The following is a 13,418-nucleotide window of genomic DNA, read 5'->3' as shown; positions in this document are numbered from 1 at the left end:
GATTTTGATATTATTCTTTAATATTTAGTTTTAAACTAAGTTCTTCTAATTGATTATCATCAATAGGTGCAGGAGCATCTATCATGACATCACGACCTGAATTATTCTTAGGAAAGGCAATGAAATCTCTAATAGTTTCCTGTCCTCCTAATATGGCCACCAATCTATCTAATCCAAAAGCCAGTCCTCCATGTGGTGGTGCTCCATATTGAAAAGCGTCCATTAAAAATCCAAACTGTGCTTTGGCTTCCTCAGGTGTGAATCCTAAATAGTCGAACATTAAGGATTGTGTTTCCTTATCATGAATTCTTATGGATCCACCACCGATTTCGTTACCGTTTAATACTAAATCGTAAGCATTGGCTTTAACGGCTCCAGGGTCGGTTTTTAGTAATTCCAATTGGCCTGGTTTTGGTGAAGTGAACGGGTGATGCATGGCATGGTAACGTTCGGTTTCTTCGTCCCATTCTAACAGAGGGAAGTCCATGACCCATAGCGGTGCAAATTCATCTGGCTTACGTAATCCGAGACGCTCGGCTAATTCCATACGTAAAGCACTTAATTGTGCGCGAACTTTGTTTTTAACACCGGATAGAATACAAATTAAATCCCCTGCTTTGGCACCAGTTGCCTCGGCCCACTTCGCTAAATCATCTTGGACGTAGAATTTGTCTACCGACGATTTAAAAGTACCATCTTCATTACAACGACAATAAACCATACCTAAAGCACCAACTTGTGGACGTTTTACCCAGTCTATTAATTTGTCTATTTCTTTACGTGTATAACTGTTTCCGCCAGGAACGGCAATACCAACAACTAATTCGGCACTATTAAAAACGCTAAAATCTTTATGTTGAGCGACTTCGTTCAGTTCGCCAAACTCCATTCCAAAACGAATATCCGGTTTGTCATTACCGTACAAACGCATGGCATCATCGTATTGAATTCGTGGAAATTTATCAACTTCTACACCGTTTACTTCTTTAAGTAGGTGGCGCGTTAATCCTTCAAATGCATTCAAAATATCTTCTTGCTCGATAAAGGCCATTTCACAGTCTATTTGCGTGAATTCAGGCTGTCTGTCGGCGCGAAGGTCCTCATCTCTAAAACACTTTACAATCTGGAAGTATTTATCCATACCACCTACCATGAGCAATTGCTTAAATGTTTGTGGCGACTGTGGTAGGGCATAGAACTGGCCTTCGTTCATTCGAGACGGAACCACAAAATCACGAGCACCTTCCGGAGTGGATTTTATTAAATAAGGAGTTTCAACTTCAATGAATCCTTCTTTTGAAAGATAGTTTCTTACCTCTTGAGTAACTTTATGTCTAAAAATGAGACTGTTTTTAACCGGGTTACGTCTAATATCTAAATAGCGATATTTCATACGGATATCTTCACCGCCATCGGTTTTATCTTCAATTGTGAATGGCGGTAATTTTGCTTCATTAAGAATATTTAATTCTGAAACTAAAATTTCGATTTCTCCAGTTGGAATATTTGGGTTTTTTGAAGCACGTTCAATAACGGTTCCTTTTACCTGAATAACAAATTCACGACCAAGATTTTGTGCTTGATCCATCATATCTTTTGAAGTACGTTCTTCATCAAAAACTAGTTGGGTGATACCGTAACGATCGCGTAAATCTACCCAAACTATAAAGCCTTTATCTCTAGACTTTTGAACCCATCCTGCTAGTGTAACTTCTTTGTTAATATGTGATGCGTTTAATTCACCACAATTATGACTTCTGTACATATGTATTATTTAAAGGGCAAATTTACATAAGTTATGTGAGTTAATAAATGAAAATAGCTGTAATAATTAGATAATGACACTCACTTTTTTATTTGACTTATTGCTTCGAGTGCATATTGATTTAATAATTCTCAATCCAAGAAAATTGATTTTTTATTATCTCTTTCTTGTTGCTGTCTAAATAGGTTAAATATGCTTTGGCAACTGGAGATAGTTTTTTTGATTTTAACCAAATTAAGTTCCAGTTTGTAATAATGGGAAGTCCTTTTACGGGGACAATTTGTAAATCTTTGTTTTTAAGTTCATTTTTTATCCCTATTAAGGGCATGATGGAACAGCCTAGGCCAGATACTACGGCTTGTTTTATGGCTTCATTTGAGGTTAGTTCAATTTTTTTTTGAATTGAAAGATTATTGGTTGAAACAAAATTTTCCATGGCATTTCGGGTAGCAGAACCTGGTTCTCTGTAAATTAAAGGGTTGTTTTGAAATAGATCTTTTTTACGATTATTTTGAATGAAATTTAGTCCGCCACTTCCAACGAAAAACAATCTGTTTTCCATTAGTTCTATAGAGTTCACTTTTAATTTTTCGGGTAAAACGGAAACTAACGCAAAGTCTACTTCATTTAATTCTAAACTTTCTATTACTCGTGATTTGTTTGTTACATCTATGTTTAGTTCCACTCCTGGATTTTCATTCATAAACCCAGATAGAAAATATGGGATTACATACTTTCCTGTCGATGCACTGGAAATTTTAAGGCGTCCGGATAATTGTCCTTGGAATGATAATGTTTTGTAATTAATAGCATACACCTCGTTGATGATTTTCTCGGCAGCTTGAGCTATTTCTTCACCAAATTCAGTTACATAAAGTTTTCTTCCAATGACTTCAGTTAGAGGAATAGGAAACTGATCTTGAAAATTTTTTAACTGAATTGATACGGCAGGTTGTGTAAGGTGAAGCTCCTCGGAGGCTTTAGTAATACTCTTTACTTGAGTTATTTTTAAAAATATTTGTAGCTGATGCAATGTATAATTCATAAATAATATTTATGTATATCATAACAAATATAAATAAAAATTTATGATTATAAAATATAATCTTTGTGGCGGAATTTAAAATTTAATCATTAAAAGTTAATATCATGGAAACAAAAGAATTAATTAAACCAGAAAAAATCCAACAAAAGATTCAGTTAGTAAAAGGTGAGTTTACACCTTCTGATGCTGCGCATGTTATTATGTCTTTGATAGACGAGAAAATAAATTTTCATAAGATTCAAAGACTTCAAAAATGGGAGGGTAATCATAGAGCTGAAACCAATGAACTAGATGATAGAATTTCTGAACTTGAAAAGGAAAAGGAAGTTGCTAAAACATTTATTAACAAAAATAGAGCGTTACAAAGGAATATAAAAATAAACGGTATTCTGGAAATAACAGTAGCTGATAATGAATTTAAAGAATAAAAAATATGATCCCAACAAAATCAATTGTATTGCCCGTTTTAGGCATGATAGTATTAGTAATGTTTAATGTGTTTGCATTTGTTAGGGAGACCGTATTTATCGATGAGATAGTTGTGAGCAGTTTTATTCTAACAACTGTTTTTATTGCTCGAATGCGGAGTAAGACACCATAATTTTATTATTAATTAGAGATGTTCATATTATTAAATTTTACGATGAAATTAAAAAAACAAATAACAAATGCGATTAGCAATGCCATAACATATCTATTATGGCTATTTTTTATAGCTAATCTAAGTTATCTAGTATATAGTTATCCAAATATTCCACAATGGGTATATAATGATATTCTGAAAATAAATGGCTTTACTATACTTATTTGGACTTTGGTAACATTTTTTAGTGCGCTCATTGGAAGTTATGGAAAGAACTATTTGAAGGGGTTCAAATATCACTCGAAATTTTCGATACTTTGCTTTGGGTTTACACTGTCTATAATGACATTTGTAATGTCCAATCACATCATCCTATTGTTAATAACATGGTTGTTAATGGGGGTTTTTATGTCAATGATAATTGGCGTAGATTCTAGATGGGGTGAAGCGAAGGAGGCTGCAAAATTTGCACTTAAATATTTTTTGGCGGGTAGCATCTTTTTGGGAACGGGAATGTTTCTTCTAGCTTTCAGCACCCAATCCTATACTCTGAGTGAAATCTTATTAAAAGTAGATGCTTTACCTAAATATCTCACAATAATTTCTGGATTATTTATTATTACCGCCGCAATTATTCAATCTGCAATCTATCCGTTTCATAGATGGTTGCTTTCGGCTATGACAGCGCCAACTCCAGCTTCGGCACTAATGCATGCGGGCTTCGTAAATGGATCAGGAATTTTACTAGCACTGTTTTCAACCGTCCTGTTTGCTTCAAATACATTAATTATATTATTTGTAATTGGAGGATTAACAGCCGTTATTGCTCAGTTTACCAAACTTATTCAAGTAAACGTAAAACAAAAACTGGCCTGTTCTACAATTGCCCAAATGGGTTTTATGATTATGCAATGTGGTCTTGGGTTGTTTAATGCAGCTGTAGTTCATTTAATTCTTCATGGGTTTTATAAAGCATATTTGTTTCTGTCTTCAGGAGAAGCGGTGCGACAAGAAAAACCAAAAAAGCCTTTATACATTACGATAAAACCTATACAGGCATTAATTGTATTGTTTTTTGGAGTATGTGGTGCTCTAATGTTTAGTTTCTCAACAGGGAAAGGCCTGGGATTAAACAGTAGTATTTTTTTAACCTTAATAGTCGCAATAACCGTAGGGCAAGTAACTTACAATATTGTTAAAGAGCAGAGTCTAACATTATTGCAAAAAGCATTTTTACCTCCAATATTATTTATGTCTGGAATTATAACCTATGCCCTTATGTACAATTTTGTAACGGCTTTAATGATTAGTATGCCAATGGTGGCAGAGCCATTACCTCTTTCTGCACTAGAAGTAGGTTTTGGGGTGGTGTTTTTAATAGGATTTTTCATGATGAAACTTGGGGCGTACCGCAGATACCCATGGTTATATGTGAAATTGATGAATATTACTCAGCCCTACAAAAAAACTATTTTAATGTACAAATCCAAATAATCATGATAAATCAAACCATTAATAAAAGTATAAGTGAAGCTTCCCAGGTTATTGGAAAAACCTGGCCATTATATTCATTTGTAACTTCAAATCCATTATCTGGATATGAGAAAAAGCCTTTCTTTGAGGCTGTTAATCATGCAGAAAAACGATTTAATGCTCAAGTATACCCGGAGGTAAGTTTGTTTAGAGAAGCCTGGGAACGAGGGTATATTCATAAAGAAAGACTTAATCATCTGCTCAAAGAGAATGACTTTTTAAAATCTCCGGAGTATTATTTAGAGCAGATGAATAATATAGAAAGACCAATTGGAATTAATGCTAATAATGATTTGGATAGATTTATGACCAAATGGCTTGCAGCGTTTATGGATGAAGGTTTAGCAGAATGGGACATGCCTAATAAAGAAAAAGGGTTTTATGAGGCTTGGCGAAAATTGGTAATTTATGACCAAGAGATACCAAAAACAAGTATTGCAGAAATTCCTAAAACTCCTGGTGAAACTGTAGAAAGTATTCTGAACGGTTTTTCTGAATCTGATATACTTGAAATATTTAAGCAACATTTGGCAGCATTACCTGGGTGGACAGGTTACATAAATTATAGATGTGAATCGAATTCGGAGTGGCAACAAAAATACCCCATAACACTAATAGAATATCTTGCCGTAAGATTGTGGACAGCTCAAAAAATAAATGCACAAATTCACTCAAAAACCAATGATGAGCTATCAAATCCGAATATATCAAAATTACAATATATATGGTTGAAAGCTTGGGAAAAAGGTTGGCAAGTCGAAATGGAAAAATTGATAAGTGAGCAGCAGTTAAATACAAAATCAATAAAAAACCTTAAGCAACAAACTGAAGCTCAAATGGTTTTTTGTATCGATACAAGGTCGGAACTTATAAGAAGGCATATTGAAAATAAGGGTAATTATGAAACCTTTGGATATGCTGGTTTTTTTGGAATAGCTATGGACTATGAGGACTTAAATAATGGTATAATTCGAAAATCTTGTCCGCCAATTGTAAAGTCGGCTTACCATGTAAATGAAGTTCCTCAAGAAAATTGTAGTGAAGAAGTTGAGGTTTATAAGAAAAAAAATGAACATGTAAAATTTAAGAATTATTTTCTGAAAAGGTTAAAAAACATGTTGCCATCTGCTTTTGGATTTGTAGAGGGTTCAGGTGGTTTTTATGGTCTGTATATGATTTTTAGAACATTACTTCCAGAGTATCTGTTAAGGTTTAAAAAGCTAAACTCACGACATCATGAATCCATTTTTCAAACAGAAATTCACAATAGCGGTTGTGAAACAAATGACACACAAAATATACCTTTGAGAGAAAAGGTGGCTATTGTGAAATCGGGGTTCGATTTAATGGGATGGAAAGATTTTGCACCTTTAGTAGTGTTCGTTGGTCATGGAAGTCATTCTGCAAATAATCCTTTTGGTTCTAGTTTAGATTGCGGGGCTTGTGCAGCTAGTCCAGGGAGACATAATGCTAGAATGCTTGCAAAACTGGCCAATATGTCTGAGGTTAAACAAGTCCTAAGAGAGAATCATAACATAGAGATTCCTCCGCATACGATTTTTGTGGGAGCAGAGCATAATACTACAACTGATGAGATTGTTTTGTTTGATGCCGAAGTTCCAAGTTCTCATTTTGAAGAATTACAAAAGTTAAAATCAAATTTAGAAAAGGCTAGACAAACAGCGACTCAAGAGCGTTTAGGGGTTGCCCAAAACAGTATTGCTTTAGCAAATAAAAAGGCTAATAATTGGGGAGAAACAAGACCAGAATGGGGCCTAGCTAAAAATGCTGGATTTATTGTTGGTCCTAGAAACTTAACTAAACATGCGAATCTTGAAGGTAGGTGTTTCCTTCATTCTTATGATTGGGAAACAGATAAAGAAGGTGCGGCTCTGGAGGCCATTATGCAAGGTCCGGTAGTCGTTACCCAATGGATTAATAATCATTATTATTTTTCAACTGTTAATAATGAAACTTTTGGCGGAGGATCTAAAATAACCCATAACGTTACCGGGAAATTTGGGGTTGTTCAAGGTAATGGTGGCGACTTAAAAATGGGATTGCCTTTACAGTCGCTAATGCAGTCCGACTCTAAAATGTATCACCAACCCTTAAGGTTATCAGTTGTAATTCAGGCCCCCCTTTCAAGGGTAAGCAGTATATTGGTTAAAAATGAAAATTTGAAAAGTCTGCTTGACAACGAATGGATTTATCTTTTAGTTATGGATCCAGCCGATAATAATAAATGGTATCAATATGAAAGAAATTTAAATTGGTTGTCGACAAAAGTCACTCAATCAGTTGAGAAAGACCTGGATTACATTATACAAGAGGAAGCAAATGAAGTTTTAGTATAATGATTATCTGCAAATGATTTAAAAGAAAAGCCTCAATATTATTGAGGCTTTTTAAAATAACTTTGGTTACATCAATTAGATAACAGGTGTATTTTCTGCAATGGTTTCTAATTCTGTTGTATGAGCTACCCGATTTTTGAATAACCACATCTTAAACTTCATACTTAAGAAAAATAAAACAGGAACTACAATTAAAGTTAAGAAGGTTGCAATAAATAATCCGTAGATAACCGTCCAGGCCAGTGGCCCCCAGAATATTACATTATCACCTCCCATGTAGATGTTAGCATCTAGTTCACTGAACAGACTAAAAAAGTTTATGTTAAGTCCAATAGCTAAAGGTACTAATCCAAAAATAGTTGTAATGGCTGTTAATAAAACGGGGCGTAAACGTGCTTTTCCTGCTTTTATAATACTTTCGAATAAATCATTAGTTTCGAGATATTCGGTCGTGTCAATGTTTAAATCATGCTTTTTTCTATCAATTAAAAGCTGTGCATAGTCGAGTAGTACCACACCGTTATTTACAACGATACCGGCAAGCGAAATAATCCCCACCATAGTCATCATAATAACGAATGGTTTGCCTGTAATTACCAGTCCGCCAAATACACCAATAAAACTTAGGAATATAGCCAGCATTATAATGCCTGGCTTAGATACTGAGTTAAACTGAAATATTAAAATGAAGAAAATTAAACCAAGGCCAGTAAAGAAGGCTCCCATTAAGAATTTCATCTGTTTGTTTTGCTCTTCAATTTGTCCAGTGTAATCTATTTTTATATTCTCAGGCAAGTCTTCATAGCCCTTCATTTCATTTTGAATTTGAGATACAATGGCTCCAGCATCTGTATAACCGGGTGATAATGCCGAATATACGGTAACTACGCGTTTAGTGTCTTTATGTTTTATTGCACTGAATCCGGAATTGTTCTCGTGCGTGGTTATGGCTGATACCGGAATTTCCTTTAATTCACCGGTATTCGTCCTAAAGGTAATATTCTGATTGAATAAGGCACTGGTATTGTATCTGTTTGCTTGGTTAAAGCGTACATAAATATCATAATCATCACCATCTTCTTTATAGATTCCTGCTTTAGATCCGAAAATGGAATTACGTAATTGTTGACCAATCTGTGCAGCACTAATCCCTAATTCACCCGCTTTTTTTCTATCGATAACCACCTTCATGGATGGTTTATCTTTATTTACATCAATTTTAAGTTCATCGATACCAGGAATGTTTTTTGTATTGATAAATTCACGCATGTTTTCTGCGGTAGCAATGAGTTCATTATAATCATCACCTTCAATTTCAATATTAATGGGAGGCCCTGCAGGTGGTCCGTTTGCATCTTTTTCAACAGAGATTAATACCCCTGGGAAAATGCCCACTAAATCCTCCTGTACTTTTTGGCGCAATAGTTCGCTATCTTCACCACGACGATATTTATACTCGCGCATCGATGCAGTTATTTTTGCCTTATGTGGCATTTCTGCTGTCGATCCACCTTCAGTTTGTGGGTTTCCAGCCCCTTCACCTACCTGAGACACCGCACTTTCAACCATAAAGTTATAATCGCCATCTTTGTAATGGTTGTCATCTAATACTTTATAAACGCGTTTTTCTATTTCCTTGGTAATGGCATTAGTTTTTTCAATAGCTGTGCCTTGTGGATATTCTATATAGACAATAATCTGATTTGGCTTATTGTCGGGAAAAAACTCGACTTTAGTACGTTTTTCATTTAAAGACCATCCAAATGCCACAAACGATAAGATTAGAAGTAGAAAAGTTCCGATGCTTATAACATAGGGCATTTTACCAGAAAGTGCCCAACGTAATTGTTCTTCATACCAACGTTCTAATTTTACTAGGGTTTTTGTCTGGAAATTGTTAGCCCATTTACGCAAAAACAAACGGTAAATCCACAGTAAAATAGCCGTAACAATCATTAAAGTTCCTAGCCCTCGGTAGGCTCCTCCTACAAAGACAATTAATAAACCAATTGCCGCCATAATAATGGTCATTCTAACAATTCGTTTTAAAGGCATATCTTTATCTTCGGTATTCATAAATTGTGATACCAGAACGGAGTTAAAGAATATAGCAACAAACAATGAAGAACCTAATACTACAGACAAGGTAATGGGTAATATCATCATGAATTCCCCCATAATACCAGGCCATAATCCTAGAGGAATAAACGCGGCCACCGTAGTTGCCGTTGAAATGATAATAGGAAAGGCAATTTCTCCAATTCCTTCTTTTGCGGCGCGCAATCGACTCATGCCTTCTTCGTCCATTAGGCGATAAACGTTTTCAACAACCACAATACCATTATCTACTAACATTCCAAGTCCCATGATTAAACCAAAAAGCACCATGGTATTTAAACTGTAGCCTAAACCATCAAGAATGGTAAGCGACATAAACATAGACATAGGAATAGCGAACCCTACAAAAATGGCATTTTTAAACCCTAAGAAGAACATTAATACCGTAACTACTAGAAGTACTCCGAAGATAATGTTATTTACCAAGTCGTCTACCTGACCAATTGTTTTTTCAGATTGGTCGTTAGTAATGGTTACTTTTAAATCGGCAGGGAATACATTATTTACAGCATCCTTAACGATAACCTGAATTTGTTCTGCAGCCGCAACCATATTTTTTCCAGCACGTTTTTTAACGTCTAGCATAACTACCGGTTCGCCAAATTCACGAGCAAATGTAGTTTTGTCTTCTTCTTTAAATTTTACTGTTGCAACGTCTTTAAGGTAAATAGCATCTCCTTTTTCCGATTTAACTACAAAATTTTCAAGCTCTGATGGTTTTTCAATTTCACCAATAATACGAATAGTTCTACGCTGCCCACTAGCTTTTAAATTTCCGGCAGACATGGTCATGTTGCCATTGTTAATGGTGTTTATAATATCGTTGAAGGTAACTTTGGCAGCCATCATTTTATAGATATCTACAGCAACTTCAACTTCTTTTTCTTGAGCACCACGAATATCCACTTTTTTAATTTCCAAAAGATCTTCAATTTCATCTTGAAGATGTTCACCATATTGCTTTAATTTTTCAATAGGATAATCGCCTGAAATATTAATGTTAAGAATTGGCATTTCTTCAGATAGACTCAATTCAAAAACATCTGGTTCTACTTTGGCACCGTTAAAAGTGGGCCAATCTTCGCTTGATGTTTCCTGATCGATTTCGTCTTTCACCTTTTGTTTAGCTTGTTCTACAGTAATATTTTCGTCGAACTCTACCACTAACATACCGTAATCTTCCTGTGATGTTGAGGTAATTTCAACCACATTACTTACTGTTTTCAAGCGATCTTCAAGAGGGTCGGTGATTAGTTTTTCAATATCTTCAGCCGTATTTCCCGGGAATAAAGAACTCACGTAAATTTTGGTTTCATTAACTTCAGGGAAGTTTTCTCGTGGCATGTCGAAAAAGGCAGAAACGCCTAAATAGAACATAACTGCAATAAGCACGTACATGGTAGTCTTATTGTTTATCGCCCAAGTGGATAAACCAAATTCCTTATAGACTTTCTTTTTGTTTTTAGTCATTGTGTTTTTTGGTTTAATAGTTAATTACTTCTACAGACTGACCGTCTTTAACGCTACGTGCTCCTTCTTGTACAATTTCAGTGCCATCCTCAATACCTTCTAAAACTTCAATGACATCGCCTTGGGTTTTTCCTGTTTTAATAATGACGCGGTTGGCAATACCAATATTTTTGTTGTTTTTATTTGAAATAACATAAACGTATTGTTCGCCGTTAGCATTTTCTGAAATGATACTTTGTGGAATTAACAAGGCATTTTCGTTTGTGTAATCGTTAATTTTAAGTCTTGCCGTTAAGTTAGGCTTTATAGATTGATCTTTATTTGGAATTGCTATTTCCACTTTAAAGGTACGGTTGGCTGGATTTATAAAATTACTTGTTTGACGCACTTTAGTATCTATCGTCATACCTAAGACAGGAATTTCGACCGTTACGCTTTTTCCATTAGTAACATTGGCTATATATCTTTCCGGTATATCGGTTTCAATATACATGTCTTTTAGACTAACTAGCCTCATAAGTTGAGATTGTCCAGCCGCTACAACATTGCCTTGTTCGGTCATTACATCATCAATAGTGCCATCGAAGGGCGCTCTCACTTCAGTCTTGTCAAGCTGTTGCTTTAACTGATTAATGGCTTCCACCTGCGATTCGTAAGTAGATTTCGCTTGTAAATATTGGATTTCACTTCCTATATTTTGGTCCCATAATTTTTTTTGGCGTTCGAAGGTGGTTTTAGCTAAATCTGTTTGAATTTTAAGTTGGGCTAATTGCTGACTTAAACCACCATCGTCAATTTTAGCGAGTAATTGTCCTTTACTTACTTTTTGCCCTTCTTTAACATAGACCTTTGTTAATATGCCATTATATTCTGGTGTAATCACTAATAAGTTTTTAGTAGTTACATTTCCTTGAATTTCTAAGGTGTGATTAAAAACTTCTGTTTTGGCAGTAAACGTAGTAATTAGAGGGACGTGTTTTATTGTATCCAGTTTTGAAATAGCTTCATCCAGAAGTTTGATTTTAGAATTTATAATTTCATGCTCATTAACCAGCTCACTGCGTTTTGCACGGATGATTGTTAAGTCGTTGCTTTCTAAAACTTTTTCAACGGAATTTCTTTTCTTTTCGCCTCCACAGGCAATGAATAAAAGGGATGTAAGTGTTAGTGTATATATGTATTTCATTTTCATATTTTTTGTTGATTAATTAACCGTATTTAAAATGGTTTCTAAAGCCGCCTTGTTGTTTAAAACACTTATCATGGCTTCTAAATATTCTCGTTGGGCAGTATAAAGTTGTGTTTGGGCCTGACGTAATTCGAAACTAGAGCCAATACCTTCAAAAAACTTGGTTTCATTTTTTGTTTGAATGCGTTCGGCAAGATTGAGGTTTTGTTTTTTGTTTTCGTAGTCTTCGATAGCAAATTGATAATTGCTTTTTGCCGAAGCGATTTCCAGTTTAATTTCTTGTTCTCTTTGTGTTAAATTGTCCTGTGCTTTGTCTAAATTAATTTTAGCGCGTTGCGAAGCAGCACTTCGTTGTAGGGAACTAAAAATAGGTATGTTTAAGCTTACGCCGAATAGCGAAGAGCCGAACCATTTTTGTTCCTTTTGAGCAAAATTAAATTCATTACCAAATCCGGAATATCCTCCGTTAAGAAATGCATCAAGCGTTGGTAAGGCTTTGCTTCGTTCTAACTTCAATAATAGTTCTTTAGAAAACATATCGTTTTCTGCTATTTGATAGTCGATTGTATTTTCTATAGTTTCATCGGCTGTTAACAATTCCAGCGACATATTTTGTTTCGATAGAGTTTCTAGATTATCGCTTAAAACAATTGGTGTGTTAATGTCTAATCCGAGCGAGATGTTCAGCATTTTATAGGCTAAGTCTCTTAAGCGTGTTAGGTTGTTAAGATCACTTAGAATACTTGATAAAGTAATTTGAAGCTGCTCCACACTTTCTTGTTCTTCCAGACCATTTTCGAAAAGTTTAGTCGTTTCATTCAGGTTTTTTTCAAGTGTAGCTGCATTGCGTTCTAAAATATTAACACTTTCTTCTCCCAAGAGTACATTGCCATAGGCTTCTATGACAGCTTTTCTAACCTCAAGATCTGTTTTTTCTTTGGCATTTTTTGAAATTTCTAAAAACACTTTAGCAGACTGCAGCCCTACAATATATGAGCCATCAAAAACTTTTTGTCGCAATGTAGCGGTAGCCATAATACTTTGTTCTGTGCCGAAAATTACTTCTTGAAATTCTCCAGGGTTACCACCAAAAAATTCTGCAGGTATTAATGATACCTGCTGTTTTAAGAAATTTTGGTAATCTATGGATGCGCTAATTTGAGGAAGACCTGTAGCGGTAGTCTCCCATTTTTGTTTTTTCGCGGCTTCAATATCGCGAGCCGCATTTTTTGCAATTCGATTATTCTCTAATGCAAAATCGATGGCCTCTTGTAATGAAAAACTTTGTGAGTTTTCCTGGGAGTATCCATAGATTGATAGTAATAAACTAAACAGTAAAATTAGTTTGTGTTTCATGT

General features: G+C 35.0%; 8 protein-coding genes. 3 read left to right on the top strand and 5 right to left on the bottom strand.

What is annotated here, in order from left to right:
- Positions 1 to 10: 10 nt before the first annotated feature.
- Positions 11 to 1,765: an aspartate--tRNA ligase gene (aspS, locus tag H611_RS0107895; RefSeq protein WP_027137849.1), complete on the bottom strand. Its 1,755-nt coding sequence runs from the start codon at positions 1,763 to 1,765 to the stop codon at positions 11 to 13.
- A 121-nt stretch (positions 1,766 to 1,886) separates the two neighbouring features.
- Positions 1,887 to 2,810: a LysR family transcriptional regulator gene (locus H611_RS0107890; RefSeq protein ID WP_027137848.1), complete on the bottom strand. Its 924-nt coding sequence runs from the start codon at positions 2,808 to 2,810 to the stop codon at positions 1,887 to 1,889.
- A 104-nt stretch (positions 2,811 to 2,914) separates the two neighbouring features.
- Between H611_RS0107890 and H611_RS0107885 the strand changes: the two genes are divergently transcribed.
- The 3 genes from H611_RS0107885 to H611_RS0107875 all read left to right on the top strand — a co-directional run bounded on the left by H611_RS0107885 (position 2,915) and on the right by H611_RS0107875 (position 7,283).
- Positions 2,915 to 3,238 (top strand): hypothetical protein, encoded by a 324-nt coding sequence (locus H611_RS0107885; protein ID WP_027137847.1) that lies wholly within the window; start codon positions 2,915 to 2,917, stop codon positions 3,236 to 3,238.
- Positions 3,239 to 3,453: 215 nt separating this feature from the next.
- Positions 3,454 to 4,887 carry a proton-conducting transporter transmembrane domain-containing protein gene (locus tag H611_RS0107880; RefSeq protein ID WP_245574783.1) on the top strand — a complete coding sequence of 478 codons (1,434 nt, stop codon included), beginning with the start codon at positions 3,454 to 3,456 and terminating at the stop codon, positions 4,885 to 4,887.
- 2 nt (positions 4,888 to 4,889) lie between these two features.
- Positions 4,890 to 7,283, top strand: coding sequence for a DUF2309 domain-containing protein (locus tag H611_RS0107875; RefSeq protein WP_027137845.1), 2,394 nt, complete (start codon positions 4,890 to 4,892; stop codon positions 7,281 to 7,283).
- A 75-nt stretch (positions 7,284 to 7,358) separates the two neighbouring features.
- On the opposite strand, the gene H611_RS0107870 is transcribed toward H611_RS0107875, so the two are convergent.
- From H611_RS0107870 to H611_RS0107860, 3 genes are read right to left on the bottom strand one after another with little or no spacing between them, the layout of a single operon-like run.
- Positions 7,359 to 10,871 carry an efflux RND transporter permease subunit gene (locus H611_RS0107870; protein WP_027137844.1) on the bottom strand — a complete coding sequence of 1,171 codons (3,513 nt, stop codon included), beginning with the start codon at positions 10,869 to 10,871 and terminating at the stop codon, positions 7,359 to 7,361.
- 13 nt (positions 10,872 to 10,884) lie between these two features.
- Positions 10,885 to 12,057, bottom strand: a complete 1,173-nt coding sequence (locus tag H611_RS0107865; protein WP_027137843.1) for an efflux RND transporter periplasmic adaptor subunit — start codon at positions 12,055 to 12,057, stop codon at positions 10,885 to 10,887.
- 18 nt (positions 12,058 to 12,075) lie between these two features.
- Positions 12,076 to 13,416, bottom strand: a complete 1,341-nt coding sequence (locus H611_RS0107860) for a TolC family protein (protein ID WP_027137842.1) — start codon at positions 13,414 to 13,416, stop codon at positions 12,076 to 12,078.
- Positions 13,417 to 13,418 lie beyond the last annotated feature (2 nt).

The sequence above is a fragment of the Gaetbulibacter saemankumensis DSM 17032 genome (assembly GCF_000425645.1).
GTDB classification, from domain to species: Bacteria; Bacteroidota; Bacteroidia; order Flavobacteriales; family Flavobacteriaceae; genus Gaetbulibacter; species Gaetbulibacter saemankumensis.
This window is presented reverse-complemented; position numbering and strand designations above follow the sequence as displayed.